Source organism: Acidimicrobiia bacterium, from assembly GCA_040878325.1.
In the GTDB taxonomy this organism is placed as follows: Bacteria; Actinomycetota; Acidimicrobiia; order Spongiisociales; family UBA11373; genus JAUYIV01.
Genome location: JBBDMM010000016.1, coordinates 91200 through 116789, shown reverse-complemented (window position 1 = coordinate 116789; position 25590 = coordinate 91200). Strand labels below are relative to the sequence as shown.

Annotated in this window: 28 protein-coding genes and 1 pseudogene; 17 read left to right on the top strand and 12 right to left on the bottom strand. The window is 66.5% G+C overall.

The annotated features are described in order from the left end of the window. Positions 1 to 34: 34 nt before the first annotated feature. Positions 35 to 451: a DUF1761 family protein gene (locus WD184_09490; protein ID MEX0826965.1), complete on the bottom strand. Its 417-nt coding sequence runs from the start codon at positions 449 to 451 to the stop codon at positions 35 to 37. Positions 452 to 573: 122 nt separating this feature from the next. Between WD184_09490 and glyA the strand changes: the two genes are divergently transcribed. The 12 genes and pseudogenes from glyA (at position 574) to WD184_09430 (ending at position 9898) form a co-directional block, all read left to right on the top strand. Further along, positions 574 to 1881: a serine hydroxymethyltransferase gene (glyA, locus tag WD184_09485; GenBank protein MEX0826964.1), complete on the top strand. Its 1308-nt coding sequence runs from the start codon at positions 574 to 576 to the stop codon at positions 1879 to 1881. A gap of 67 nt (positions 1882 to 1948) precedes the next feature. Then, positions 1949 to 2155: a hypothetical protein gene (locus tag WD184_09480; GenBank protein ID MEX0826963.1), complete on the top strand. Its 207-nt coding sequence runs from the start codon at positions 1949 to 1951 to the stop codon at positions 2153 to 2155. After that, on the top strand, positions 2145 to 2546 hold the full coding sequence (locus tag WD184_09475) for a hypothetical protein (protein ID MEX0826962.1): 402 nt from the start codon (positions 2145 to 2147) through the stop codon (positions 2544 to 2546). Before WD184_09480 ends, WD184_09475 begins: the two co-directional genes overlap by 11 nt. A gap of 31 nt (positions 2547 to 2577) precedes the next feature. After that, complete coding sequence (atpB, locus tag WD184_09470; protein ID MEX0826961.1) at positions 2578 to 3609, top strand: F0F1 ATP synthase subunit A; 1032 nt, start codon at positions 2578 to 2580, stop codon at positions 3607 to 3609. A 15-nt stretch (positions 3610 to 3624) separates the two neighbouring features. Continuing rightward, the gene (gene atpE, locus WD184_09465) at positions 3625 to 3837 is read left to right on the top strand and encodes an ATP synthase F0 subunit C (GenBank protein MEX0826960.1); all 213 of its coding nucleotides are present in this window, start codon (positions 3625 to 3627) and stop codon (positions 3835 to 3837) included. 13 nt (positions 3838 to 3850) lie between these two features. After that, a complete protein-coding gene (gene atpF, locus WD184_09460; GenBank protein ID MEX0826959.1) occupies positions 3851 to 4417 on the top strand; it encodes a F0F1 ATP synthase subunit B in 567 nt (188 codons plus the stop codon). After that, entirely contained in the window at positions 4417 to 4956 is a 540-nt protein-coding gene (gene atpH / locus WD184_09455; GenBank protein MEX0826958.1) for an ATP synthase F1 subunit delta, read from the top strand. Before atpF ends, atpH begins: the two co-directional genes overlap by 1 nt. A gap of 10 nt (positions 4957 to 4966) precedes the next feature. Then, positions 4967 to 6469: pseudogene (gene atpA / locus WD184_09450) on the top strand (F0F1 ATP synthase subunit alpha). Positions 6470 to 6487: 18 nt separating this feature from the next. Next, positions 6488 to 7366: a F0F1 ATP synthase subunit gamma gene (locus WD184_09445; protein ID MEX0826957.1), complete on the top strand. Its 879-nt coding sequence runs from the start codon at positions 6488 to 6490 to the stop codon at positions 7364 to 7366. A gap of 105 nt (positions 7367 to 7471) precedes the next feature. Further along, positions 7472 to 8893: a F0F1 ATP synthase subunit beta gene (atpD, locus tag WD184_09440; GenBank protein MEX0826956.1), complete on the top strand. Its 1422-nt coding sequence runs from the start codon at positions 7472 to 7474 to the stop codon at positions 8891 to 8893. A 143-nt stretch (positions 8894 to 9036) separates the two neighbouring features. Beyond that, positions 9037 to 9357, top strand: a complete 321-nt coding sequence (locus WD184_09435) for a F0F1 ATP synthase subunit epsilon (GenBank protein ID MEX0826955.1) — start codon at positions 9037 to 9039, stop codon at positions 9355 to 9357. A 118-nt stretch (positions 9358 to 9475) separates the two neighbouring features. Beyond that, on the top strand, positions 9476 to 9898 hold the full coding sequence (locus tag WD184_09430; GenBank protein ID MEX0826954.1) for a cyclic nucleotide-binding domain-containing protein: 423 nt from the start codon (positions 9476 to 9478) through the stop codon (positions 9896 to 9898). Positions 9899 to 9979: 81 nt separating this feature from the next. Here WD184_09430 and WD184_09425 read toward each other — a convergent pair whose 3' ends face one another. From WD184_09425 to WD184_09410, 4 genes are all read right to left on the bottom strand, one after another. Next, positions 9980 to 10408 carry an SRPBCC family protein gene (locus tag WD184_09425; GenBank protein ID MEX0826953.1) on the bottom strand — a complete coding sequence of 143 codons (429 nt, stop codon included), beginning with the start codon at positions 10406 to 10408 and terminating at the stop codon, positions 9980 to 9982. Positions 10409 to 10433: 25 nt separating this feature from the next. After that, a complete protein-coding gene (locus tag WD184_09420; GenBank protein ID MEX0826952.1) occupies positions 10434 to 10811 on the bottom strand; it encodes a hypothetical protein in 378 nt (125 codons plus the stop codon). A 174-nt stretch (positions 10812 to 10985) separates the two neighbouring features. Beyond that, positions 10986 to 12119 (bottom strand): peptidoglycan-binding protein, encoded by a 1134-nt coding sequence (locus tag WD184_09415; GenBank protein MEX0826951.1) that lies wholly within the window; start codon positions 12117 to 12119, stop codon positions 10986 to 10988. 194 nt (positions 12120 to 12313) lie between these two features. Continuing rightward, complete coding sequence (locus WD184_09410) at positions 12314 to 13405, bottom strand: CapA family protein (protein MEX0826950.1); 1092 nt, start codon at positions 13403 to 13405, stop codon at positions 12314 to 12316. Positions 13406 to 13485: 80 nt separating this feature from the next. Here WD184_09410 and WD184_09405 point away from each other — a divergent pair, with 80 nt between their 5' ends. From WD184_09405 to WD184_09390, 4 genes are all read left to right on the top strand, one after another. Next, complete coding sequence (locus WD184_09405; GenBank protein MEX0826949.1) at positions 13486 to 14334, top strand: PIG-L family deacetylase; 849 nt, start codon at positions 13486 to 13488, stop codon at positions 14332 to 14334. Beyond that, the gene (locus tag WD184_09400) at positions 14327 to 14998 is read left to right on the top strand and encodes a hypothetical protein (GenBank protein MEX0826948.1); all 672 of its coding nucleotides are present in this window, start codon (positions 14327 to 14329) and stop codon (positions 14996 to 14998) included. Before WD184_09405 ends, WD184_09400 begins: the two co-directional genes overlap by 8 nt. Positions 14999 to 15124: 126 nt before the next feature. Beyond that, positions 15125 to 15952 (top strand): class I SAM-dependent methyltransferase, encoded by an 828-nt coding sequence (locus WD184_09395; protein MEX0826947.1) that lies wholly within the window; start codon positions 15125 to 15127, stop codon positions 15950 to 15952. A 30-nt stretch (positions 15953 to 15982) separates the two neighbouring features. Then, entirely contained in the window at positions 15983 to 16717 is a 735-nt protein-coding gene (locus tag WD184_09390; protein MEX0826946.1) for a HisA/HisF-related TIM barrel protein, read from the top strand. Here the strand turns inward: WD184_09390 and WD184_09385 are convergent. The 6 genes from WD184_09385 to WD184_09360 form a co-directional block, all read right to left on the bottom strand. Next, positions 16714 to 17244 carry a DUF402 domain-containing protein gene (locus WD184_09385; protein MEX0826945.1) on the bottom strand — a complete coding sequence of 177 codons (531 nt, stop codon included), beginning with the start codon at positions 17242 to 17244 and terminating at the stop codon, positions 16714 to 16716. The genes WD184_09390 and WD184_09385 overlap by 4 nt on opposite strands. A 54-nt stretch (positions 17245 to 17298) precedes the next feature. Continuing rightward, positions 17299 to 18321, bottom strand: coding sequence for a 2-oxoacid:ferredoxin oxidoreductase subunit beta (locus tag WD184_09380; GenBank protein MEX0826944.1), 1023 nt, complete (start codon positions 18319 to 18321; stop codon positions 17299 to 17301). Next, positions 18318 to 20168: a 2-oxoacid:acceptor oxidoreductase subunit alpha gene (locus WD184_09375; GenBank protein MEX0826943.1), complete on the bottom strand. Its 1851-nt coding sequence runs from the start codon at positions 20166 to 20168 to the stop codon at positions 18318 to 18320. The genes WD184_09380 and WD184_09375 overlap by 4 nt, the downstream gene beginning before the upstream one ends. A 236-nt stretch (positions 20169 to 20404) precedes the next feature. Continuing rightward, entirely contained in the window at positions 20405 to 21784 is a 1380-nt protein-coding gene (locus WD184_09370; GenBank protein MEX0826942.1) for an amidase, read from the bottom strand. Continuing rightward, complete coding sequence (locus WD184_09365) at positions 21781 to 22893, bottom strand: DUF3048 domain-containing protein (GenBank protein ID MEX0826941.1); 1113 nt, start codon at positions 22891 to 22893, stop codon at positions 21781 to 21783. The genes WD184_09370 and WD184_09365 overlap by 4 nt, the downstream gene beginning before the upstream one ends. Positions 22894 to 22967: 74 nt before the next feature. After that, positions 22968 to 23339 (bottom strand): S26 family signal peptidase, encoded by a 372-nt coding sequence (locus tag WD184_09360; protein MEX0826940.1) that lies wholly within the window; start codon positions 23337 to 23339, stop codon positions 22968 to 22970. 70 nt (positions 23340 to 23409) lie between these two features. Between WD184_09360 and sodN the strand changes: the two genes are divergently transcribed. Beyond that, complete coding sequence (gene sodN / locus WD184_09355; GenBank protein ID MEX0826939.1) at positions 23410 to 23796, top strand: superoxide dismutase, Ni; 387 nt, start codon at positions 23410 to 23412, stop codon at positions 23794 to 23796. Positions 23797 to 23969: 173 nt separating this feature from the next. On the opposite strand, the gene murJ is transcribed toward sodN, so the two are convergent. Continuing rightward, a complete protein-coding gene (gene murJ, locus WD184_09350; GenBank protein ID MEX0826938.1) occupies positions 23970 to 25583 on the bottom strand; it encodes a murein biosynthesis integral membrane protein MurJ in 1614 nt (537 codons plus the stop codon). Between the last annotated feature and the right edge of the window lie 7 nt (positions 25584 to 25590).

Below are 25590 nucleotides of genomic sequence, written 5' to 3'. Positions count from 1 at the left end.
GCCCGCGCGGGCCAGCACATCAAGACCTCACCGGTCAGGCGAACAGTCCCTGGACGTAGCCGCCCACTGCGAAGGCGCCGAAGATGTATGTGGTGTCGATCAGGGCCGTGGTCTTCGATCCCTTCGCCCATATGACGTCCCCGTACCTCACGGGCACGACGACGAACAGCGTCACGACGAGCGCGGTCACCAGCGAGTGCTCGATGTCGTCGAGGGCACCCAGGTAGGCGACGCCGATCTGGATGAGCAGGGCCAGGAGGAATCCCGGCAGATAGCGCTTGTCGACCTTCATGCTGAAGGGAACCCCGGCCGCCGTGGCCCACTTCTTGCCGATCGGCGTCGGGCCGTAGAAGATCGTGCCCACAGTCACGCCCACGACCACGACGGCCACGATGATGGCGAGCCAGTCGAGATTCCCGAAAGTCTCGAAGAACCCGTCGAAGGTTCCCATTTCCATCCTCCTTCGCTATGGGGTGCGCACCGGACGATAGTTTGCGAGCCACCAGCCTGCCGGCAGCAGGTCGACCGCCGGCCCCGCCCCCCGCCGGCGCCGGCCGGGGACGGGCGATGCGGGTGACCCACTACCCTCGGAGCCCCAACACCAGGACTCCGATGTTCGGCTCCCCGCTCCACGAAGTCGATCCAGAGATGGAAGCGTTGATCCAGAAGGACGCCGAACGGCAGCGCACCCACATCCAACTGATCGCCTCGGAGAACTTCGTGTCCCGGGCCGTCATGCAGGCATCCGGGTCGGTCTTCACGAACAAGTACTCGGAGGGCTATCCCGGGAAGCGCTACTACGAGGGCTGTGAGGTCGTCGACGAGATGGAATCTCTGGCGATCGAGCGAGCCAAGGGGCTGTTCGGGGCCGAGCACGCCAACGTCCAGGCGCACAGCGGCGCCCAGGCGAACATGGCGGTCTACTACGGCCTGCTGGAGCCCGGGGACAAGATCCTGGGGATGCGCCTCGATCAGGGCGGGCACCTCACCCACGGCTCGCCGGTGAACTTCTCGGGGATCCTGTTCGACTTCGCCGCCTACGGGGTCGACCCGCAGTCGGAGACCGTCGACATGGACGAGGTGCGCGCCGTGGCGCGGCGGGAGCGCCCCAAGCTGATCGTCGCCGGATATTCGGCGTACTCGCGGTTTCTCGATTGGCGGGCATTCCGCGAGATCGCCGACGAGGTAGGGGCGATCCTGATGGTCGACGCCGCCCATATCATCGGTTTGATCGCCGGAGGCGCCCATCCGAGCCCGGTGCCTTACGCCCACGTCGTCACCGCCACCACCCACAAGGCGATGCGGGGGCCGCGCGGGGGGTTGATCCTCTCGATTTCCGATCACGCGGCAGCGATCGACAAGGGAGTCTTTCCGAACGCTCAGGGCGGTCCCATCAACAACCACATCGCCGCCAAGGCGGTGTGCTTTTACGAGGCCGCCGGCGAGGACTACCGGACCTATGCGCGTCAGATCGTCGCCAATGCGGCGGCCATGGCCGAGGCCGTGGCGGGGGAGGGGGTGCGGGTGGTGTCCGGGGGCACGGACAACCACCTGTTCCTCATCGACCTCCGTTCGGTGGACGAGGACCTGACCGGCAAGGACGCTGCCCGTGCGGTCTACAAGGCGGGCATCACCCTGAACTTCAACACGATCCCCTTCGACCCCCGGCCGCCCTACCGGGCGTCGGGGCTGCGGATCGGGCTCCCCGCCGCCACCACCTGCGGGATGAAGGAAGACGAGGTGGCCGAAGTCGGGCGACTCCTCGCCGCTGCCCTCCATGGCCGTGACGACAAGGCGGCGATCTCGAAGGTACGGTCCCGGGTCGCCGCGCTCGCAGCAGAATTCCCTGCCTATCCGGCAGAATTTCCGGGGCACGTGTGATAACCGGTTGCGGGGGTGCCGGCCGCGCGGTAGATTGTGAAGGAATTCACAAGCGGTCGAGGGGGACATGAGCCGGCTGGAAGATCGGGGCCTCACCGCCCGCAGCGCCAACGACTCGATGGCGTTCTTCGGGTCGATCATGGCGGGCCTCCTCTTGGGTGCCATCGCCGACCGCCTCTTCGACACCTATCCGGTGCTGGTGGTGATCGGGATCATCGCCGGTTCGATCGTCGGTTTTGGGAGGATGTGGACGATTGCCAACCGTGACCAGTGACGTCGAGGCGGTCCTGGCGCGCCATACGGTGCGGCGGGCAGTGGTCGTGGGCCCCGCGGCCGTGCTTGCCATGTGGGCGGTCCGCGGGAGCGACGGTGCGGTTGCCGCCGCGATCGGGGTGACCATCGTGGTGGTCAACTTCCTGTTGTCGGGCCTCGTTCTTTCGGCGGCGGCACGGATCTCGCTCGGTCTCTATCATGCGGCCGCGCTGTTCGGCTTCGTGCTGCGACTTCTGCTGATCACGGTGGTGATGATGGTGGTTGCGCGGCAGTTCGACATCGATCGGCTCGCATTCGGGGTGGCCGCGGTGGCCGCATACCTGGTGTTGCTGGTACTGGAGGCGGTCGCGGTCGCCCGCGGCAAAGAGAAGGACCTGGAGTTGACGGCTTGAGGTACGGCAGACTCGTGAATGCGGAGAACCGATGACCTGGCGCGGCCGGATCATCATGCTTGCTCTGGCGGCGTTCGCCGTCGGGGTTGCGATCTATTCGACCTCGATTCCCGAGAGCCACCATTGCGACACTGCCGCCGAAATCATCTGCGCCCCGACGAACGTCGTCGAGTTGTTCGAGTTCAAAGAGGCGTTGTTCTCGATCGGGCCGTTCGACTTCACCCGGACGGTCTTCCTGATCTTCCTCGGCACCGCAGCAGTCGTCGCCGCCCTCTACTTCGCATTTCGCACTCCGAAGATCGTCCCCGGGAAGTTCGGCGTCGTGATGGAGTCGCTGGTGTCCTTCGTACGCGACGATGTCGCCAAGGGGACGATCGGCCCCGACGGCGGCAAGTACGCCCCATACCTGCTGGCGGTCTTCCTATTCGTGCTGGTCGGCAACATCTTCGAACTAGTGCCGCTCATCAACTTCCCCATCACCTCGCGGATGGCGCTTCCTCTGATGCTGGCGGTGTTCACCTGGGTCATCTTCATGTTCGTCGGCTTCGCCAAGAATGGGTTCTCGTACGTAGGGGCCATCATCTGGCCCAAGAGCGTTCCTGTTGGCCTCCGCTGGCTCGTCGGCCTCATCGAGTTCGTCTCGACATTCCTCTTGAGGCCGATCACCCTGGCGGTCCGGCTGTTCGCCAACCTCGTCGCCGGCCACCTCATGTTGACTCTGCTGTTGGGGAGCGGCTATCTGTTCATCACGCACACGGGCGGCGACCCCAACGAGACAATCGCCATGGCATCGCTGGCGGTAGTGGGCCTCGCGGTCGCGGGAACCGTCTTCCTGCTGACGAAGCGAAAGAAGCGGCTCGCCATGTACATGGCGCTGGTCGCCCTCGTTGCCTTCGTGGTCTATGGCGCCCAGTACGACTTCAGGCCCGTGATCGGAGCCCCCTGGCTCATCTTCGGGCTGGGGATCTTCGCCTTCGAGTTCGTGGTGATCGTGCTTCAGGCATATATCTTCACGCTCTTGTCGGCGGTGTACATCCAGACATCGGTGCATCCGGAGCACTGAGGAGGAAAGAGAGATATGGAAGAGATCAAAGGAGCCATAGCGCTCATCGGATATGGACTTGCCGCGATCGGTCCCGGCGTCGGGATCGGCATCATCGTGGGCAACGCCATTCAGGCGATGGCCCGGCAGCCCGAGGCTGCAGGCCAGGCCCGGACCACGATGTTCCTGGGCATCGCCTTCACCGAGGCGCTGGCGCTGATCGGATTCGTTCTGTTCTTCATCGCCTGAGGAGGGTGTAAACGTGTTGCAACTCACTGCAGCGATGCGGTTCTTCGGCGAGGTCGCCGAAGAACACGACGAGCCCAGCGGCATCGACCTGCTGCTCCCGGCGAGCTCTGAGTTGATCGCGGGCCTGATCGCCTTCGGGATCATCTTCGTGTTCGTGTGGAAATGGGTGCTGCCCATGGTCGACAAACGGCTCGAAGCGCGACAGGCGGCCATCATCGGCCAGCTCACCGCCGCCGAGAACACCAAGCACGAGGCCGAGAGCCTGCTCGCCGACTACAAGCAACAACTGGCCATGGCCCGTGACGAAGCCAACAAGATCGTCGAAGAGGCGAGGAAGTCCGCCGACGCCTTGCGGACCGACATGGTCGGCAAGGCCGAGACCGAGGCGCAGTTGATCGTTCGCAAGGCCAGGGAGTCGGCTGCATCCGAGCGCGAGCGCGCCGCGGCGTCGATTCGCGATGAAGTGGCCTCGCTGTCGCTCGACCTCGCCCGCCGTGTCGTGTCGGACTCGGTCGACGCGTCCGTGCAGAAGAAGCTGGTGGATCGATACATCGCCGAACTGGAAGAGCTGAAGGCCTGATGGCTGCCGACGACCGCATCGACGGCTACGCCGCCGCCATTCTCGAACTGGCCAAGGCCGAGGGCGAACTCGAGCGCATCGGCGACGAGCTTTTCCGGATCGCCCGTGCCTTCGAGTCATCGAACGAGCTTCGTGCCGCGTTGACGGATCCTCGCCTGCCCGTCGATCGCAAGAAGGCCGTCATCGACGACCTGCTCGGGGAGAAGACGTCGCCCCTGGCGATGAATCTCGTCAACTTCGTGGTCGGGCTGGGGCGTGGCGGCGACCTGCCAGCGATCGCCGATCGCCTCGCCGAGCGTGCCGCCGCGGGGCGCAACAAGGTGATCGCCGAGGTGCGTTCCGCCGGCGAGTTGGATAAGAAGACGATCGCCCGTCTGGCCGTGTCGCTCAGCAAGGCGACCGGCAGGGACGTGGAGGTCAAGACCGTCGTCGATCCGTCGGTGATCGGCGGCGTGGTTGCACGGGTGGGTGACGTCGTCATCGACGGCACGGTCAGCCACCGGCTGGAAGAGATTCGCGAAACGCTGATCAGGCGCTGAGGAGACCGTAATGGCCGAACTGACCATCAATGCCCACGAGATCGCCGAGGCGCTTCGGCGGAACCTCGACGGTTGGGAGCCGTCGCTCGAGGCGGCCACTGTCGGGTATGTGACTTCGATCGGCGACGGCGTCGCCCGTGTCGAAGGGCTTCCCAACGCCATGTCGAGTGAGCTGCTGGAGTTCCCCGGCGGTCTTCTCGGAGTGGCGCTGAACCTCGACGAGGACTCGATCGGCGCCGTGCTCATGGGAGAGGCTTCACACGTCCAAGAAGGCGATCCCGTCAGCCAGACCGGCCGGGTGCTCTCGGTCCCGGTGGGCGACGCTCTGCTCGGGCGAGTGATTGACCCCCTCGGCAACCCGATCGACGGTAAGGGGCCGATCCACACCACCGAGCGCCGCTTCCTCGAAGTACAGGCCCCATCGGTTGTCGAGCGCCAGCCGGTCCACGAGCCGCTCCAGACTGGAATCAAGGCGATCGACGCGATGACGCCGATCGGTCGGGGTCAGCGGCAGTTGATCATCGGCGACCGCGGCACCGGCAAGACCGCGGTGGTGGTCGACACCATCCTGAGTCAGAAGGACTCGGGCGTGAAGTGTGTCTATGTGGCCATCGGCCAAAAGGCCTCGACCGTTGCCGAAGTCGTCGAGGTCCTCGAGCGGCACGGGGCGATGGCGTACACGGTGGTTGTCAACGCGCCGGCTTCGGTCGCACCCGCTCTGCAGATGTATGCCCCCTACTCCGGCTCGGCCATCGGCCAGTACTACATGTACAAGGGAGAGCACTCCCTGGTGATTTTCGACGACCTGTCGAAGCAGGCAGTGGCCTATCGGGAGATCTCGTTGCTTCTCCGTCGGCCTCCGGGTCGTGAGGCCTACCCCGGCGACGTGTTCTACCTCCACAGCAGGCTCCTCGAGCGTTGCGCCAAGCTCTCCGACGAATTGGGGGGCGGGTCGATGACCGGACTCCCGATCGTCGAAACCAAGGCGAACGACGTGTCGGCCTACATCCCGACGAATGTGATCTCGATCACCGATGGCCAGATCTACCTCGAGACCGACCTCTTCTATTCCGGAGTCCGCCCGGCGATCAACGCCGGTATCTCGGTGTCGCGGGTGGGTGGCAACGCGCAGATCAAGGCGATGAAGAGCGTCGCCGGGCAGCTGCGCATCAATTTGGCGCAGTTTCGCGAGTTGGAGGCTTTTGCCGAGTTCGGCTCGGAGCTCGACTCAGCCTCGCAGGCCCAGCTCGCCAGAGGCCGCCGCGTCGTCGAAGTCCTCAAGCAGCCCCAGTTCCGGCCGGTGGCGGTCGAGGATCAGGTACTCGTCATCTACGCAGTGAGCAACGGGCTGATGGATCGGATACCGCCCGAGGATGTCCCCCGGTTCGAAACTGGGCTCATCGAGCACATGCGCACCCGGCACACGGCGATGCTGGACTCGATCGCATCGTCCGGGAAGCTGCCCGAGGGCGACGGGCTCAAGCAGGCGATCGAGGGGTACGTCGAGTCGTTCCTCGGCGGGTGAGGTTCCATGGCGAGCGCTGAGCTTCGGCACATCCAACGGCGGATCAAGAGCGTCGAATCGACGATGAAGATCACGCGCGCCATGGAGCTCATCGCCGCTTCGCGAATCGCCAAGGCGCAGCAGCGAGTCGCGGCCGCGCAGCCGTACAACCGCAAGATGGAGGAGGTCATCCGCAACGTCGCCGCCGCCTCTGGTGGCGCTCGCCACCCCCTCCTCGAGGCCCGGCCGGTGCGATCGGCGGGGGCGCTCGTGTTGACCAGCGACCGCGGCCTGGCGGGGGCTTACAACTCGAACGTGTTGAGGATGGCCGAAGCCCGCCTCATCGAACTCAAGCGGGCGGGGGCCGATCCGCGGCTCTTCGTCGTCGGCAAGAAGGCGCAGTCGTACTTTCGCTACCGGGGCTACCAGATCGAGCGAGCCTTTTTGGGGGTCACCGATACTCCGGGCTACGGCGATGCCCGCGCCATCGCCAATGTGATCATGAACGAATATGCCGAGCTGAAGGTCGACTCGGTCGAGGTATTCACCACCCTCTACGTCTCGGCTCTGACCCAACGGGCGAGCACCAGGCGGCTGTTGCCGATCGAACCGCCGGAGCGGTTGGACGACTCGGCGGTGCCGATCGGGTACGAGTACGAGCCGTCGGCCGAAGCGATCCTCGACCGGCTGCTTCCCCGCTATGTAGAGGCGTCGGTCTTCGGGTACTTGCTCGACGCGTCCGCATCGGAGCACGCCGCACGGCGCCGGGCGATGAAGGCGGCTACCGAGAACGGCGAGGAGTTGACCCGGCTTCTGAGCCGGGAGGCCAACCAGGCACGGCAGGCCGAGATCACTACCGAGATCTCGGAGATCGTCGGCGGCGCGGAGGCAATGACCCGTGGATAGCCAGCCCCAGCCCCCGCTCCAGCCCCAGCCCGAAGCGGAACGAACTGCGAGGCGTGGATTGCCAATCGCAGCCAGAACAAGATTCCCGAACAGGAGAGCGTTTCAATGAGCGAGATAGTCAGCACCGGAAGAATTGTGCGGGTGGCCGGACCTGTGGTCGACGTGGAGTTCCCGCCCGACGGGTTGCCGGAGATCCACGATGCCATCGAATTCGATGTGACGATGGGGGGCGAGACCCACACGATCGTGGCCGAAGTCGCCCAGCACCTCGGCGACGGCCGGGTCCGGGCTATCGCCATGAAGGCCACCGACGGACTCGTCCGCGGCGCGCCATCTCGCAACACCGGCGGCCCGATTTCGGTCCCGGTCGGTCCGAAGACGCTGGGGCACATCTTCAACGTGCTTGGCGAACTGCTCGACGTGGAGGCTGGTTCGATCGAGTTCGACACCTACTGGCCGATCCACCGGCCCGCGCCGGCATTCGAGGACATCGGATCGCAGCGTGAGATGTTCGAGACCGGTATCAAGGTCATTGACCTGCTAGAGCCGTATGTCCAGGGCGGCAAGATCGGCATGCTCGGCGGCGCCGGCGTGGGCAAGACCGTGATCATCCAGGAGATGATCCACCGGGTGGCCACCCTCCATGGTGGCGTTTCGGTGTTCGCCGGCGTCGGCGAGCGCACTCGTGAGGGGAACGACCTGTTCCGGGAGATGAAGGAATCCGGCGTAATCGACAAGGCGGCGCTGGTGTTCGGTCAGATGGACGAACCGCCGGGGGTGAGGCTCCGGGTCGGGCTTTCGGCCTTGACGATGGCCGAGTATTTCCGTGACGAGATGGGCCAGGACGTGCTCTTGTTCATCGACAACATCTTCCGGTTCTCCCAGGCAGGTTCCGAGGTGTCGACTCTCCTCGGCCGGATGCCGTCGGCCGTGGGATATCAGCCCACCCTCGCCAACGAGATGGGGGCGTTGCAGGAGCGGATCACTTCGGTGAAGGGGCGGTCGATCACATCGCTGCAGGCCATCTATGTGCCCGCAGACGACCTCACCGACCCGGCACCGGCGACGACGTTCGCCCACCTCGACGCGACCACCGTGCTTTCCCGGAAGATCTCAGAGCTGGGGATCTACCCGGCGGTGGACCCGCTCGACTCGACTTCGCGGATTCTCGACCCCCGGGTCGTGGGTGAGGAGCACTACGGCACGGCGCGGCAGGTGCAGCAGATCCTGCAGCGGTACAAGGACCTTCAGGACATCATCGCCATCCTCGGCATCGACGAGCTCTCGGAAGACGACAAGCTGATCGTGGGGCGGGCGCGGCGAATCCAGCGATTCCTCTCCCAGCCGTTCTACGTGGCCGAGCAGTTCACCGGCATCCCCGGCAAGACGGTCTCGCTGGAGGAAACGATCCGCTCTTTCAAGATGATCGTGGAGGGCGAGGTCGACCACCTCCCCGAGCAGGCCTTCTACATGCAGGGCGGCATCGAAGACGTCCTGGCCAAGGCGAAGGAGTTGGCCTCCGTATGAAGCTTCGCAGCCTCCAGCCTCCAGCCTCCAGCCTCCAGCCAGCAAGAACAGGAAGACCTGCTGCTCGCGGTAGGCAGGCCGCTCATGGCTTGCTGGCGGCTGGCGGCTGGCGGCTGGCGGCGACCGACCGGAGGTCGGTCTAAATGGCGAAGAGTTTCCGCCTCGATGTGGTCTCCCCCGAATCCATTGTGTGGTCGGGGGAGGCCACGATGCTCATCACCCGCACTACGGAGGGGGAGATCGGCATCCTCGCCGACCACGAACCGATGATGGCCGCCCTCGCCACCGGGTCGTCGGAGATTCAGGCCGCCGACGGGCGGAGGATCACCCTGGCGATTCACGGCGGGTTTCTCCAGGTGTTCCGGAACGAGGTGACCCTGCTCACCGACCGGGCCGAGATCGCCGAAGGTGATCGCGCCCAGGCCGGCAAGCTCGCCCAAGCCCTGGCGGAATCGGAAACCTAAGCCCTTCGGGTTCCGGTTCCCCTTCTGCTCCTGCTTGCGGAATGGCTGGGGGCGCCCTTCTGGCAGGAGCCGGGGCCGGGGCTGGGGCCGGCGTTAGCATCTTCCGCCGGAGGTGAAGGTGGACAAGAAGAAGCAACTAGGGCTGCTCGAGGTGGTGCCCTTGTTCCATGGCCTCAGCCCCAAAGAGATGACCCGGGTAGCCCGGGTTGCCGAGGAGGTCTCGCTGCCGGCCGGTTCGGTCATTGCCGAGGAGGGCCAGCCGGGCGATGCCTTCTACCTCCTCGCGGACGGCGCCGCCCTCGTGCGCCGCAACGGCAAGAAGATCGCCTCTCTCGGTACCGGAGACTTCTTCGGCGAGATGTCGTTGCTCGACGAGGGTCCGCGGTCGGCGACCGTGGAGCTGGTCAGGGACAGCACGCTCCTCGTGATGCGTCACCAGGACTTCACGGGAATCCTCTCCGACTTCCCCGGAGTCGCCCAGAAGATGCTGAAGGGTCTCGCCGCCCGGCTCCGCGAAGCCGACCGCAAGATTGTTGTGTAGGGGCCTCGCGGAGGGGCCTCGCTTCGCTCGGCCCGCAATTGGCAATTGGCGATTGGCAAGAAGGACCTCGCTTCGCTCGGTCTAATCGCTAATCGCTAATCCGCTCGCGAACGCCTCTACCTGGGCGGGTAGGCCGGACTGGAGAGCTCTTCGCACCGTCCCCCAGAAGATCGTCGCTAGCGGGCCTCTTGGCTCGGCGTCCATGGAGACCGTGATCTCCCCGGCGCCGATATCGACGGTGATCCCTCCGTGGATCTCGGGAGATTCGAGGGCCAGTTGCATCCGGTGCTCGCGGACCGACTCGAGGGTGGTCGCCACGCCCTTCCAGGTACGTCCGGCGGCGCGGGCCGACCATCGATAGCCCTCGAGCGAGCCGTCCTCGGCATGGGTGGCGTCCCACACCTCCTCGATCGGCCCGATGTTCTTCCAGGTCTCGGCCCGTTGCAGGGCGGCCCAGACCGCGGCTTTGGGCGCGGCGACCAGGGCGGTGTGGGTGAACGTATCGGGCACGGAGTCGGGACGATAGCCCGCGGAGTCAGCAGGCCAGGGAGACGATGTACCCGAGGCCTTCTGCCTGTCGCCTGACTGCGTCACAGGCACTGGTGACCCGCTCGGCCAGCGCATCGATCCCATTGGAGGCAAGCAGGGCCTCGCTAAACGACTCGGGCGTCAACCCGGCCGTTTCTGCGAGAAAGGCTTCTCCTGCTGCGACCAATTCCTTTAGCGCGGCGATCAGCACGAGGTGCTCGGGTTCGAGTTCGTCAGGGGGAGCGAGTGCCGCGATCGCGGCCAGCGCCGTCCGTCGGGCGTCGACCACCTCAACGACCTGTTCGTGGGTGGGTGCCGCCCCCGGGGGCAGCGCCTCGAAGGAGGCGCGGGTCATCTGCACGGTGATTCCCGACAGATCGTTCAAATAGTCCTCAGCGGAAGCCGGCGACCCACAAGCGCTCAGGACAAGAAGCGTTAGACCGAGAGCAATGCGCGATGCGCAATGCGCAACGCGAGAGATATCAGACACCTTCGCTAGCCCTCAATCCGTCTTTCGAATCGCCAATCGCCAATCGCGGCCGAGCGAAGCGAGGACTCCTCAGCCGCACGCCGACAGGGCCTGGACACCGAGGTAGTCGGCCAGGGCTCTGCGGGTGCTCGGCCCGAGCTTGCCGTCGACGGTGAGGCCCCCGTATTCCTTCTGGAACTCGGCGAGCGCCTCCTGGGTCTTCGGTCCGAACACACCGTCGGTGGGGCCCGGCTCTAAGCCTGCGATCGAGAGCAGTTCCTGGAGGTACTTGACGTCCTGACCGCGGTACCCGGGTCGGATGATCCGGCCGCCTGGGTCGAGCGCCGGCAGCGATCCCAGCATCTCCGACACCGTCTCGACCGCTCTACGGGTCTGTGGGCCGACGACTCCATCAGGGGTGATTCCGCGGCTTCTCTGGAACGCCTTCAGACTGCTTTCGGTGAGCGGGCCCAGGACGCCATCGGCCGATCCGGGGTTGTAGCCGGCGGCGGCGAGGAACCGCTGCAGCTGGCGTACCGCCTGCCCCTCGTCGCCGCGGCGGAGGAACTCCTTGCGGGCGAACAGGGCATCGAGCGACCCGGACTCGGGCGGAGCGCAATTGGATGGTGCCTTGCCTTCGCCGCCCCTTAGGGCCTGGTAGGGGTTCACCGCGGTGCCATGGTTGTCGTAGAGCTCGAAGTGGAGGTGAGGCGAGGTGCCCTCGGCGTTGCCGCTGTCGCCGACATACCCGACGATCTGGCCGGCGGCGACCCGGGTTCCCAGCTCGATGCCCGGGGCGATCCCCCAACCCTGGCCGTCGTCGGTGCCGGGGGTGTCGTTGTTGAGGTGGATGTAGACGGTTTCCCAACCATCGGTGTGGCGGATCGCCAGTGTGCAGCACCGGCCCTTGTAGCTGGCGTAGCTGGAGCCGTTGACCCGGACAACGGTGCCGTCGTGAGCGGCGAGCACCGGGACCATCTTGGCGGCCATGATGTCGGCGGCGTGGTGGATCCCGGTTCCGCGGCGGGCAAAGAACGTGTCGCCGTAGCGGTTGGTGCCGGCGACCGGGAAGGTGAGGTTGTAGTCGACCATGTCGCCGTAGTCGTGGCTGGGCCCGTTGCGTGGAGTCTCGTGGTTGGCACCGGCCACGGGGGCGAGCAAGGTCATTCCCATTGCCGCCAGAAGGCCCACCACTCCCAGTCGGGTCGATCTGTTCGGTCGCATGTCGTTCCCGTCTTCGGCCGGTGTCGACTTCGACTTGTGTCGAAAAGAGTCCGCAACGCTAACCCAAGATCGCGAAAACCGAAAGTGCGGTTACAGACGCGATCTATGCCGACGCCGGTCAGCCTGGCACAGTCAAAAACTTAGGCGAGTCTCAACCCAGGGTCATTGGACTCTGCTGGGGATCTCTGGATGGGTCATTCCACGGCAGACCGGTCGGGGAGGAGGCTGGGGTCGGGCGAGCCCCGCAGCTCCGGATGCCCGTGGGTGACGATGTACGCCGGAATCAGGCGGCCCACCACCGAGCCGTCGGGTTCGATCACGATCTCGGCCACTCCGGTGGTGGCGATGATCGGGCCGAGACTGGGCCACACGAAGTTTCCCATGCTCCAGAACACGGGGACCCCATCGACGACTTCGAGGGGCTGGAGCCGGTGGGGGTGGTGGCCGACGATGGCATCCGCCCCGGCGTCGATCATCGCCTGGGCGCGCATCCGGTCGCCCGAAGTGGGTTGCGCGGTGAGCTCGACCCCCCAGTGGACCGTGACGATCACCACATCCGCCTGGGCGGCCGCGGCGGCGATCGCCGCGGTGACATTGTCGGCGGTGGCCGGGGCGACGCCGGGGCGGCCGGGGCCGGCGAACCAGGCTCCTCCCCCGGAGATGCCTGAGAACCCGACCACCGCCACCCGCCACCCTTCGATCTCGAAGATGGCAGGGAGGTTCGCCTCGACCAGATCGCTCCCCGCCCCCACCGGGTGGATGCCGTAGGCCGACAGGTTCTCCCGACCGTCGACGAGCGCCGCCCTCCCCATGTCACCGGCGTGGTTGTTGGCGAGGCTCGCCACGTCCACTCCGGCAGCCCGCATCGGAGCCAATGCGGCGAGGGGGCAGCGGAACTGCCACTCCTTCTCGATCGGGCTCCCGAGCGTTGACGGGCTGCATTCGAGGTTGACGATCGTCAGGTGGTCGCGCTGGAAGATCCCGCGTAGTCCGGCCCACGGCGATTCATATCCGGTGTGCCCGAAGATGGCGTTGTGGCCCGGATCGAAGTTGACGTCCCCCACGGCGTGGATCACCAGCCGCCCCCGCTCCGGAGGTGATGGCACCGTGACCCCAATGGTGGTGGTGGTGGTGGTCGCGGGCGTGGTGACGGTGGTCGGTGGCGCGAGCGTCGTCGGCGTGGACGAAGTGGTGCTCGGGGCGAGCGTGGTCGATGCCGGCTCTGCCGCCGCCTGCCCACAGGCGCCGAGCAGCGCCGTCGTGGCGACGAAGGTGGCAACGCGCAATGGGACCCCCGATCGCCCCGGAATCTAATGTCGCCGAGTCAGCGCTTCGCGACCTTCCACGGGCTGTACCCTCCTTCGCCATGTCCGGTCTGCTCGCCTTTCACGCCCACCCCGACGACGAGTCGATCTCGATGGGCGGCACCCTGGCCGAATATATATCGCGTGGCGTGCCGGTCACCGTGGTGACGGCGACCCGGGGGGAGGCCGGCGAGATCCACAACCGGGACGACGCGGATGAGGTCCGTCCTGTGCTGGGCGATATCAGAGAGGCTGAGGAACGCGCCGCATGCCGGGTGCTCGGGGTAGAGGACATCGAGTTCCTCGGCTACCGGGACTCGGGGATGATGGGCACCGAGGAAAATGCCCACGCCGACTCTTTTTGGGGCGCCGATTTCTCCGAGGCCGTCGGCCGTTTGGTCAGGGTCATTCGGGCCCGGCGCCCGCAAGTCGTGACCGCCTACGACCCCTTCGGGGGGTACGGCCACCCGGACCACATCCAGGTACATCGTGTCGGCACCGCGGCGTTCTTTGCGTCCGCCGACATCGGTCGATATCCCCTTCTTCCGGGCGAGGAGCCCTGGCAGGCCCCTCGCCTCTACTGGGCGACCTGGTCGCGTGAGCGGATGCGGCGCATCCGGCGTGAGATGTCGACCGACCTGGGTGCCGACGGCGAGCCGGAGGAACCCAGTTCCGGAACACTCCCGGAGCACATCACGACCCGGCGCGACGTCTCGGCATGGCTTCACCTCAAGCAGGACGCCCTGCTCTGCCACGACAGCCAGTTCGCGGCGGACTCCTGGATCCGCACGCTGCCCGAGGGGCGGATGAGTGAGTTTCTCGCCGAAGAGGTATTCGTCCGCGCATTTTCCACGGTTCCCGGCGACCCCGCCGACCCGGATCTTCTCGTGGGGCTCCCGGCCAATGGCTGATTCCGCCGCGACTCATGAGCGCGCCAGTGGCCCCTCGCTGCCGGCCCGCCTCGGAGTGCTCCTCGTTCTCGCCGGAGTGGCGGCTGCGCTGACTCTCGTCTTCCTCTCGATGCGGAGCGTCATGGAGATCGGCGGCGCCTGTGCGTCGGGCGGGCCGTTCGTGCCGATCCGCCCCTGTCCCCGCGGAGTGCCCGGCCTCTTGATGGGCGGCATCTGGGGCGGGATGATCCTCGCATTCGTCTATATCGGTCTCTCGATCCGCCACCGGGTCCCGAGCTTCGCGGGCCTTCTCTGGCCCGCCCTCTTCATCTCCCTCGGATGGAACTTTCTCGAATATGGCATCCGTCCACCCTTTGGTGACGGCCTCGCGTGGGGATGGCTGGTGTGCGGAGTGCTGTTCATGCTCATGGGCGGCATCCCGCTCTGGCTATGGGTCGGTGTAGTGCGTCGGCAGGGGATGACGCGGGCGGCCTCACGGATCCCACTGCGGCTGCGGCCGGTGGCGGGCATCCCCCAGAGGGTGTCGTGGACGCCCGCTGACAGTGACGGGGCCGAAGATCTCGCATCTGTTCTTGAACGACTCGATACATTGCACCGGAGTGGCGCGCTGGACGATTCGGAATACAGGGCGGCGAAGCGTCGCGCGATTGCGGGTGGGTCGTGACGGGCACGTGGGGTTGGATCGTCGCTCAGTCGGCCGCGGTCGCCGGCGGCATCTGGTTCGGTATCTGGTTGTTCGAAGCGGTCACTCGCTGAGGCGACCCCCGGCGCGTCGACATACCATCAGCTGATGCGTATTGAAGCGCGGGAGGCCTGGCGCCGGGCACTCGACTCGTGGGCGCTCCCCGAGCGGCTTCTGGACGGCGTCGACGACTCCCCGTTCTCGTGGTCGGCGCACCTCTACGAGCGGATGATCGGCCTGGACTCGGAATCGCCCGTGGTGGCCATGGCCGCCGGCCTGGTGGTCGAGGGAGGGAGCATCCTCGACGTCGGGGCCGGCGCCGGCCGCTTGGCCATCCCGCTGGCGGAGCGCGGCTACCGGGTCACCGCGGTCGAGCGCGATGAAGGCATGGCGCGTGCGTTGGGCGACGCGGCGCGGCGGGTAGGCCTCGATGTCACCCGGATAGTCGGGCCATGGCCGCAGGTCGCCGGGAACGCCGGGGTGCACGACCTTTGCCTCTCCGGGCACGTCGTCTACGACGTGCCCGCTATCGGCCCGTTCCTCGAGGCGATGAATCGGGCGGCGCGGCGCGCCGTGATCGTCGAGATGACCCCGCGTCACCCGTGGTCGGGCCTCAAGTGCTACTACCGGGCGCTTCATGACATCGACCGGCCGACTCGCCCCACGGTCGACGACTTCGTCCGGGTGGTCGAGGAGGTGGTGGGGGTGGTCCCCGAAGTCGAATGGTGGACGACTTCACCGGCCTTCCGCTTCGCCGATACGCAGGAGTTGCTCGAGTTCTATCGTCGCCGGCTGCTCGTGCCTCCGGCGAGGTCACTCGAGGCGGCGGCGCTCCTCGAACCCGATATCCACCGACTCGACGACGGCTGGCTGGTTCTCGGCCCACCCGAGCGTGAGGTGGCGGCGGTGTGGTGGAGGACCAGCCAGCAGGGGTAGCGGGTAGCGGGCAGCGGGTAGCCTTCCCATATGGACCTCTACGCCCGGATCAATCTTCTCGACGGGCGGGCTGTGCGGCTGCCCACGGGTGACGTCCGCCAGGCGATATCACTCGATGCCGACCCGGTGGCTCGGGCGCGCAGCTGGGTGGCGCAGGGGGCTGATGGAATCCACGTGGTCGACCTCGATGCGGCCGCATTCGGGGATTACGACAACCGTCCCGTCATCCGGGAAATCATCTCCGCCCTCGACGTTCCGGTCCAGGTGGCCGGTGGCATCCGCTCTGCAGGTGAGGTGGAGCGGATATTGGGCTTCGGGGCTTTCCGGGTGGTTCTCGGCACCGCCGCGATCGAGGACCAGGTCATGGTGTGGGAGCTGTGCCGGGAGCACGCCGGGAGGATCGTGGTGAGCCTCGATGTTCGCCCGAACGAAGAGATCGCTATACGCGGGTGGCTCGTCGACAGCGGCGTGTTCCTCGAACAGGCGTTGCTCGACCTCTCGTCCGCCGGGGTCGCCGCCTTTCTCGTCGGTGAGGCAGGCCGCGATGCGCTGGTCACTCCGTCGAACTACGCGATCCTTCGCCGGGCGCTCTACCTCGCCGACGAGCCGGTGATGGCCGCCGGAGGGGCGAGGGACATGGACGACCTCGAGGCGCTGGCGGCACTCGAGGAGTCGGGAAGGCGACTCGGTGGCGTGATCGTCGGCCGCGAGATCACCGAGGGCCGGTTCACGCTCGGCGAAGCCCAGGCGGCGCTGGGCGACTAGCCGGCGGCAGGGGCGGGGAGGGCGTGCGCCCTTTCGAGCCATCCGGCGCCGATGGCGGCGAACGGTTCGCCCCCCGACTCCATCACCCGATGAACCGAGGCGGCGGCCGTCCGAGCCTGATCGACCACATGCTCCGGATAGGCCATCGCCGACCGATGTTCGATGAATTCGTCCTCATCGAGGATCTCCACACTCCCATCGGGTCTCATGGCCACATCGAGGTCGAGGTCCACCGCGGTGACCGTCGAACCCTCCCAAACGGCCGGTGTGCAGATGTCGACGTAGGCGATGTATCCGAAGGGGGAGGCGGCGCCTCCGGAGTTGAATGTCGCCATCCACCATTGGCGTGGGGGGATCAGCAGAGCAAAGGCGGGTGAGATGATCGGTGGCTCGGCTCCCCGCTTCACCGGGGTGTCGTCGGGGCCTCCGAGCCACAGCCCGTGGATGTCCTCACCGAGCCGGACGACATCGAAGTGCCAGTGAAGACTGTCGTCCCACTTGCGGAACTCGACGCGGATCAGGTTCACGCGAGGATTTTGGCATCAAAGGCGGTGCCTCTCCGGCTCCCTGCCGCCTGCCGCCTACCCCTTCACGTCCCAGGTTCCGGTGGAGGCAATGAGTCTTGCCAGGTCGCCGGGACCGCGGGACGCCTGGGAGTCGTGGATCTGCTGCTGCAACGTGGTCTCGTAGGTCGTGCGAGGGCGCCGGCGGAACACCCCGACCGGGGTCGGGCCGACGGGATTGTGATTGAGGCGGCTGAGGGCAAAGGCGGCTGCCGGGCTGTCCGCAGTTGCATCGTGGACATGGATCTTGTCGATGCCGACTGCCGAGACGTCGACGACCCGGGCGGTGCCCCCCTCCATCACTACGCCCCACTGGTCATCGGGGCCGAAGACGACCGGCTTGCCGTGCTCCAGATCGATGCGGTTGATCTCCCGCTCGTCACGCCCGGTCAGCTTGATGAATGCCTTGTCGTTGAACACATTGCAGTTCTGGTAGATCTCGACGAAGGCCGAGCCCTTGTGCTCGTATGCCTGCTGGAGCATGTCCTGGGTGTGTGCCCGGTCCATGTCGACCGTGCGGGCGACGAATGTTGCTTCGGCACCGAGCGCCAGGCTCACCGGGTTGAAGGGGAAGTCGATGGATCCCCACGGACTGGAAGTGGTCTTCTTCCCCTGCTCGCTGGTCGGGGAGTACTGGCCCTTGGTGAGACCGTAGATCTGGTTGTTGAACAGCAGGATCTTGATGTTGATGTTGCGGCGGAGGGTATGGATCAGGTGATTGCCGCCGATCGATAGGGCGTCGCCGTCGCCCGTGACGACCCACACGGACAGGTCCGGGCGGGCGACCGCGAGGCCGCTGGCGATCGCGGGAGCCCGTCCGTGGATGCTGTGCATTCCATAGGTGTTCATGTAATAGGGGAACCGGGAGGCGCAGCCGATGCCGGAAACGAAGACGACCTCCTCACGCTTCACGTCGAGGTCGGCCATGAAATTCTGTACCGCGGCGAGGATCGTGTAGTCGCCGCACCCCGGGCACCAGCGGACCTCCTGGTCGCTCTGCCAGTCCTGACGGCTGTGTTCGGTGGCGGTGGTGTCTGTCATGACTCGATCGTCTCCATCAGCTTCGCTTCTATCTCGGAGGCCTTGAACGGCTGTCCCTGCACCTTGCTGTATCGGATGGCGTCGACCAGGAAGTCCGCTCGCAGCATCCGCCACAGATGTCCGCGGTTCAGTTCGGGTACGAGGACCTTGCGGTACCCACTCACGATCTCTCCGAGGTTCTTGGGGAACGGGTTCAGGTAGCGAAGATGCACGCGGGCGACCTTCATTCCCCGGCCCCGCACCCGCCGCACTCCGGCGAGGATCGCCCCGTAACACGAGCCCCACCCGATGACCAGCACGTCGGCTCCCTCGTCGCTGTCGACCACGATCTCAGGGATGTCATCGGCGATGCGGGCGATCTTCTGCTCGCGCAGCATCGTCATCTTTTCGTGGTTGGCCGGGTTGTAGGAGACGTTGCCGGTGCCGTCTTCCTTCTCCAGTCCCCCGATGCGGTGCTCGAGGCCGGCGGTGCCTGGCACCGCCCACGGCCGTGCCAGTGTCTTCTCGTCGCGCAGGTAGGGCAGGAACTCACCGTTGGCATTGGTCTCAGTGGCGAACCTGACCGAAATGTCGGGGAGCTGCTCCAGGTCGGGCAGCCGCCACGGCTCCGCGCTGGTCCCGATGTAACCGTCGGACATCAGCATGACGGGGGTCATGTACTTCAGGGCGAGCCGGACGGCTTCGATGGTCGTCTCGAAGGCGTCCGACGGGGATGCGATCGCCACGATGGGCAGGGGCGCCTCACCGTGCCGACCATGCATCGCCATCAGGAGGTCGGCCTGTTCGGTCTTGGTGGGGAGACCGGTCGAAGGCCCCCCGCGCTGAACGTCGATGACGAGCAACGGCAGCTCCATCATCACCCCGAGGCTGATCGTCTCGCTCTTCAAGGCGACGCCGGGGCCGCTGGTCCCGGTGACCCCGAGGTGGCCACCGAATGACGCCCCGAGCGCCGCTCCGACCGCGGCGATCTCGTCCTCTGCCTGGAGGGTGCGGACGCCGAAGTTCCGATGCCTGGCGAGTTCGTGGAGGATGTCGGATGCCGGGGTGATCGGGTACGAGGCGTACATCACAGGGAGGCGGGCTGCCTGACCGGCGGCGATGATGCCCCAGGCCAACGCCTGGTTGCCGGTCACGTTCGTATATGTGCCCGCCGGAAGCTTGGCGGGCTGTACCGCGTAGGTGTGGCGAAACATCTCGGTGGTTTCGCCGAGGTGATATCCCGCCCGGAAGGCCATCTCGTTGGCGGCTCTGACCTCTTCGTCGCGGCCGAACTTCTTGTCGATCCACTCGAGGGTCGGATCGAGCGGGCGGTTGAACATCCATGCCATCAACCCGAGTGCGAAGAAGTTCTTCGACCGCAGGACGCCGCGACCCTTGAGGCCCGACTTCTCCACCGCGGTCTTGGTCAGTTCCTCCATCGGCACGGAGAGCAACCGGTAGGCGTCGAGTGAGCCGTCCTCGAGGGGGTTGGTGTCGTACCCGGCCTTTTCGAGATTGCGATCGATGAAGGCGTCCGAGTTGGCGACGATCGTGCCGGCCGGAGCCAGGTCGGACAGGTTCGCCTTGAGCGCCGCGGGGTTCATGACCACCAGCACATCGGGTTGGTCACCCGGGGTGAGGATGTCGCGGTCGGCGATGTGCACCTGGAAGGAGGAGACGCCCGGCAGGGTGCCGGCAGGGGCGCGAATCTCGGCGGGGAAGTTGGGGAAGGTGCTGAGATCGTTGCCGAAGATGGCGGAGGCGTCCGTGAACCGTGCCCCCACCACCTGCATTCCGTCACCCGAGTCGCCGGCGAACCTGATCGCCGCCGTATGGACGGTCTCTACCTGGTTGTCGGTGGGGTCGATGGTGGACTTTTCGGACACGATTGGATCACTCCTGAACGTGCGACGGAAATGGAGGAGCGGCGAGGGGGCAAGCCAGCATGGTCGACCTCACCGGGTCGTAGATGATCGTTCCTCCGGAATCGCGACTTCGTTCATTGTAAGTCGCTGAGGGAATAGGTTCGCCGGCTTCATCAGGTCTCGGCTAGCCACAAGCCGAGACCTGATCCCGGGGCGAGCCTATTCCCACAGCGAGTCGCTTACGTCGCTGGTTGTTCCGTGGGAACTCGTGCCGGGCTGGTGATTCCCGCGTCGGTCATGGCCCACCCGATGGCGAGCAAATTGGCCTCTTGCCACCAGGGCGCGATCAGCTGGATCGACGGGGGCGGGGCACCTCCGCCGGCGGCGGGCAGTGACAGCGCGGGGATGCCGATCTGATTGGCGAATGTGCTGAACCATGAGAGCGCGGTTCGGTACGGCTCGGGGTCGGCACCTCCATCTACCGTCGCGCTGCCGATGATTTTCGATCTGGCGGCGGTGGTCGGGGTGACCAGCACCTGGACGTGGCTGAAGGCGCGCTCTGCAGCCTGCCGTAGTGCCGCCTGCCACTCCCGCCCCCGGGCGATGTCTTCTGCCGAGTGGAGCATTTCTCGCTCGAGGCGGTCCCGAGTTTCGAGGCCGTAGCGCTCGGGGTCCTCCGTGAACCACTCACGATGAACCGTGGCGATCTCCGCATAGGTGGCCCGGGGGAGTTGCTCCGGGTCGAAGATGGGGTCGCGGATCTCGCTGATCTCCGCACCGGCCGACTCGAGGCCCGCAAGTGTCGCGGCGTAGGCAGCTGCGATTTCGGTCTCGAGAGGGCGCTCGGTCCAGGGCAGGGGGATCCCCACCCGGAGGCCGCGGAGGTCGGCAGGACGGTCGGTGATCTCCACCGGTTGATTCGCCGACCAGGGATCCTCGGAGTGGTAACCCGCCATCACCGCATAGGCGATCGCCGCGTCGCCGACAGAACGAGTCAGTGGACCTACGGTGTCGAGCGACGGTGCCAACGGGAACACGCCGGTGAGCGGGACTCGCCCATGAGTCACCTTCAGCCCGATGATGCCGCACATGGCCGCCGGCACCCGGACCGATCCTCCGGTGTCGGTGCCGATGCCCAACGGGACCACACCCGCGGCGACCGCCGCCGCGGAGCCCCCGGATGAGCCGCCGGGGGAGGTGTTCAGATTCCACGGGTTGCGGACCGGCCCCCACCAGTCGTTTTCCGACGAGAAGCCGTAAGCGAACTCGTGGAGCCCCGTTCGCCCGATGACGACCGCCCCGGCCGCCTCCAGCCGGTCGACGACGGGAGCGGACCGCTTGGGGACCTCTCTGTAGAACGATGACCCGCACGTCGTCGTCCGGCCGGCGTGATCGATGATGTCCTTGAGTGCCACGGGGACGCCGGCGAGTGGACCGGGGTCGCCGCCGGCGGCAACGGTCGCATCGATCGTGGCTGCCCGGGCGAGGGCCGCTTCTGCGTCGATCGAGGTGAATGCGTTGAGTGCCTCGGTCGCGGCGGCCGCTGCTAGGGCCCCAGCGGCTATCTCTCTTGCCGAGCGCTCCTGGGCTCTGACGGCCCGGGCGATCGACTCGATCATCCCGAGGTGTTGATCGACCGGCCGGCCGGGAACACCGAGGTCCAGGAGAGCCCGGCGGGTACGACCGCGGTGGTCCCGTCGGCCGAGACCAGCGTGAAAGGATCAGACATGTTGTCCCGCTCCCAGGTCCCCTGCCACATCCGTCCGCGGGCGAACACCCACGCGTCGCCGCTCCCCAACGTGTCGAGGGCGGGAACCGATTGTCCCTCCCCGGTGGGGGAGGCGGTGTGGAGGCGGCTCTCGAGGATCACCAGGACATCGACGGCGATCTGAGTCAAGTTCCGATCCTCGTCCTGCACGTTGTGCACGAGGTTGTTCATGGTGCGGAGGTAGGTCCGCGTCTCGGCGTCGTATGTCCAGATCACATTGGTTGTGCCCGACCACGAGAGGCGGATCTCGGTGGCCGTCGCCTCGGGATAGGCCCAGTGGTCGATGGCGAAGATGTGCTGCACCGGATTGTCCGTGTAACCCCGCGCATCCGCCCGCGCCCGCAGCGTCTCGGTGTTGCCATACAGGTTGTGGGGCGCCGCGTGCAGCGACCTGCGGAACATCCCGGCGCTCTCGCCCAGCAGCCGCACCCCGCGGGACGCCGTGAGGGCCTGGACCCAGGCCTGGCCGCCTGACATGAAGAGCGGTGCACCGGTCGGCAGGACGAGGGTCGAGTCGGTAGGCCGCAACGAACGGATCGGACCGAGCAACTCGGTCTCGTTGTCGTGGAATAGGGCGATGAAACGGGTGAACCCGCCCTCGACCAGTGTCTCGATCATTGCGTCGGCATCCAGGAGGCCGGACTGCGGGATGGCTCCGGGGTGATTGTCGACCTTGACCGCTATGACGCTTCGGTCGAGCCTGAGGGTGTCGTCCGCCGGGAGCCCGTTGAGAGGCGAAGCGAAGCCGACGGGGAACGTGGTGACGGTGGTCTCAGGCCCTGCGGTCGTGGTGGTCGGGGCGGTGGAGGTGGTGGTCGTGGGGGCAGTGGTCGTCGGTGCGACCGTCGTGGTGGGCGCCGTTGTCGTGGTGGTGGTTGCCGGGGCGGCATCGCCCCCGCACGCCGTAGCCACCAGGGCGAAGGTCATCAGGAGCATCGAGAACTTGGAGAGTCGGGTCATCGCGTCGGGCACAGTAGTGACCATCCGGGCTTGCGAGGCCGGCCGCCGGGCGAGGGGCGGCATTCACGCCGCGGCTACGGCCGGCCCACGGCGGCCAGTGGCCGGGGGTGGTAGCGGAGGAGCAGTCGGGCGATCACCCGGTCGTGGGGGATGGCCCCCAGCGACCTGCTGTCGACGCTGCCCGCATCCGGGTCGTCGCCGAGGAGCCACAACCCGGCAGAGCCCGGCGGAGGATTCGCCACCCGTTTGACCACCTCGAACCCCGGCCGCATCTCGAAGACCACGACGTCTCCCACCCGGATTCTCCGCGGTCGCTTGACCGCGAACACCCAGTCGCCGGGCATCAGCGCAGGGGTCATCGACTCTTCGGCGATCTCGAACCGGGTGAGCCGCAGGCTCACTGTGGCGAGCACGGTGGCGCCGGCCGCTCGAAGGATTGAGGACACGCGGGGCCTTCTGTAGCGCGCCGGGGCGAGTGTAGGGTGAGGTTTCGCGAGAAACAGGAGACGAGCAAGGATGTCGTTGCTGAAGCCGAAGCGCATCGCCCATGCCCACTGCGATCTGATGTGTGGGGTGTACGACCCGGCCCAGGCCCGGATCGAGGCCGAGTCGGTGAAGGCAATCGCCCAGAAGTATCAGGACTCCGACGATGAGGTCTTCCGCCAGCGCTGCGTGATCATCAAGGAGAAGCACGCCGAACTGGTCAAGCACCATCTTTGGGTGCTGTGGACCGACTACTTCAAGCCCCCCCATGTGGAACAGTTCCCCCAGCTCCACGATCTGTTCTGGAGGGCCACCAAGAAGGCGGGCGACGCCAAGAAGTCGATGGACCCCGCAGTCGGCGACGAGCTGCTGGCCCTGATCGCCGAGATCGCCGAGATCTTCGCCGAGTCGAAGAAGTAGCGGCCGGCCTTTGGGCCTTCCGCCTTCCGCCATCCGCAGGACTCGGGCTAGCGGGGAGCCGGCAGCGGGAAGCGGGAAGCGGTATATTCGCCCGGCTAGCCGCACGAAGGCTCGTGCAACCCTGAAGGGGAGCGGCGCTCTGGAGCCGCTCCTTCTTCGTTCGGCCGGACCCCTCAGAGATCGGACAGGGGTCCTTCTTCGGTGCTGGTCGGGGGTTGGAGGCGGGCTGCAGGCCGACCGACGAGGTCGCGACGCACCGGCCGGGGCAATAGCGCTATGGCCAGCAGTACCACCCCCCCGATGGCCACTGCGACGGCGTTGTTGAAGAAGCCGTCCATCCCGAGGGTGTCGAGCACCCAGCGTGCGACCAGCCATGCAGCCCCGCCGCCGGCGGCGGCCAGCGGGAGGTTGCCGGCAAGGGTCTTCACCACTGGCCACAACTCACGGGTGCCGGTCCGTCGATACCAGACGATGGCGAGCCCGATCGTGTAGAGGGTGATCGCCAGGCTCGACGCGAGGGCGAGTCCCTCGATGCCCATCGAGTCGTTCAGAGCCCAGTAGATCGGTACTGCCGCCACGGTTGCCGCGGTGCCGATCACCACCGGAGCCCACATCTCTTCCCGGGCATAGAAGCCGCGTGCGAGGATCTGTTGGATACCCCACATCGGGACCCCGATAGCGAACACGACCACGGTTGCAGCAGTGGCGAGGGTGTCGGCCGGCTCGAAGGAGCCACGCTCGTACAGTGCACGCACCAGCGGGATCGACATCGCCATCAGGCCGGCTGCCGCGGCAAGGCTGAGCACGATCACGAAGCGCACCGCTCGCCCGACGGCTGCGGCCAGCTCCCGATGCTTCCCTTCCGCCGCGAGACGGGCGAGGAACGGGTAGGCGGCGACGCCGGCCGCCTGGGCGATCACCCCCACCGGTACCAGCATCGTCTGCCGACCGAAGGTGAGCCAGGAGATGCCACCGTTGGCGGTGAGCGATCCGAACGCTCGTCCCAGCTGCTCGTCGAGCACGACGAGGGACTGGCCGAGCATGAGGGGAATCGCCAGCGCGAAGTAGCGCCGCACCGCCGGGTGCCTGCCGAGTCGGCCCGAGGGGAGCCGCAAGCCCTGACGGTGAGCCCCCCACCATTGGAGTACGAAGATCCCGAAGAACGCTCCGCCGAGGGCTCCCCAGGCGAATCCATCCGCTCCCGGATCCTCCTGGCCAAGCGCGCCGAGGAGGCCCCCCGCGATGATCCCGAGGTTGTAGACGATCGGACCGAGGGTCGGTATCACGAACTTCTCTCGGGCGAACTGCCACGCGGTGAACAGTTGGCCGAGGATGAAGAACACCTGCGCTGGCAAGACGATGCGAGTGAGCCGGGCAGCCTCGGCCACCTGAGCCTCGGTGAAGCCTGGTTCGATGGCCCGCAGCACCGGCTCCACGAATGGCATGGCGATCAGCACCAGCCCCCCGATCGCCAGAGTCAGGGGCCGGGCGATTGCCCAGAACGCGTGGCGGGCGTCGTCCTCGTCGCCCGCGGCGAACCGTCTCGACAACAGGGGGATCAGGGTGATCGCCATGTATGCCCCGGCCAGTAGGTAGTTGAGGAGGTCGGGGATGATGAAGGCGACGAAGTACTCGTCACCGGTTGCCCCCGCCCCGAGGAGCCAGGCGAAGATGACCTGTCGCACCAGGCCGAGGATCCGGGAGAGGAGGACGCCGCCAGCGACGATCGCGGCGGCGATCCCCATGCGCCGGTAGAGCCCGCGGGGCGCCGGCCCGTCGACGGTCATGTCGGTG